This window comes from Sphingobium phenoxybenzoativorans (assembly GCF_001757355.1).
Lineage (GTDB): Bacteria > Pseudomonadota > Alphaproteobacteria > Sphingomonadales > Sphingomonadaceae > Sphingobium > Sphingobium phenoxybenzoativorans.
In genome coordinates, this window is sequence record NZ_MINO01000177.1 from 1 (window position 1) to 1399 (window position 1399).

Sequence of the window (1399 nt, forward strand, 5' to 3'; positions counted from 1 at the left end):
CTTCTGTGGTTGCCGCCCGTGATGCAAGAAGTTTCTGATCCGAAGAGCGAGTGATCGAGTGCGGTCTTCTGTCAGGCCTTTGGTTGCGGCGTTTCAGAAGCCGCTGGCCGGTATGGTGATCTGCGGTTCGAGTCCAAATCTCGTTTTCGAGCTGGGATGCTCACGCCTCGTAACTGGTTTTCCCGAACCAGATCTGTTCGCTCATTTCGCCCATTCGGGTCGTCGCCTTCTCACACCCCCATCATCCGACGTTAGGTAAGCTTGTTGGCATGCCGATCATGCAACTGCTGCCTGCGCCGGAATTCTGTATTCATTACCATTTTTTATCAGGGCCCAAATCGTTCTGGCCATCTTGTTGGCGAGGGCAATTGCCACAAGCATTCTCGGTTTCCTGGCAAGCATATCTGCGAGCCAGGAATTTTCTGGAATCGATCTTCGACCCATCCAATTCAGACGGGACATTGCACCTATGATAAGCAGTCTGCGGATATCGGCCTGACCCGCTTTCGAAATACGTCCAAGGCGCTCCTTTCCGCCCGAGGAGAATTGTCGCGGGACAAGACCGAGCCAGGCCGCGAAGTCCCGCCCGCATCGGAAGCTCTCCATTGATGGGGCGAAGGCCTCGACCGCTAAGGCTGTTAAAGGGCCAACTCCCGGAATCGTCTGTAGCCGCTTGGCCGCGTCAGTTTCAGCCGCCAGCGCTTTGATCTTCTTTGTCCGTATATTGATACGCTCAGTTTTCTCAGCGATCTGTGCCAATAGATCTCGGCATTCCTCCCGCATCAAAACGGGCAAATCGCTGTTAAGCTCATCAAGAATGTCCGCAATCCTGCAGAGCTGATTTATGCCTTGGGGGACAACATGACCATATTCATAGAGCGCCGCCCTTACGGCATTGACCAGTTCCGTGCGTTGATGAACCAGCCGTTCTCTTCCGCGAAATAGAATCGCCCTGCTTTGCTGCTCTTCCGACTTTGGATCAACAAACCGCATCTCTGGTCGTTGAGCCGCAATTACGATCGCTTCAGCGTCAGCGGCATCATTTTTCTGTCGCTTCACGAACGGCTTAACATAGTGTGGTGCGATAAGTTTGACCTCGTGGCCAAGCCGGATCATTTCCCGGGCCCAATAATGCGCACTGCCACATGCTTCCATCACGATCACCGCCGACGGTTGCGCTGCCATAAATGCGGCGAAGGCTGAACGCGGAAGCTTTTTCCGAAACTTGGGTTCGCCTGTCATTGACGCTGCATGAAGCTGAAACACGGACTTTGCCAAGTCCACGCCGATCATTGTATCTTTTGACACGATTGCCGTCCTTTCCGCTCAGTGGTCCTAATTCCACTATCCTGGCACATCTCAGTGCCGTCTGGGGAGGGCGGCAACCACCCCATCTCGT

The 1399-nt window shown here is 54.1% G+C and carries 1 protein-coding gene; it reads right to left on the reverse strand.

Translation table 11 applies throughout. The features are described from left to right. Positions 1–276: 276 nt before the first annotated feature. A complete protein-coding gene (locus BHQ40_RS24670) occupies positions 277–1308 on the reverse strand; it encodes an IS110 family RNA-guided transposase (protein ID WP_139139481.1) in 1032 nt (343 codons plus the stop codon). Positions 1309–1399: the final 91 nt, after the last annotated feature.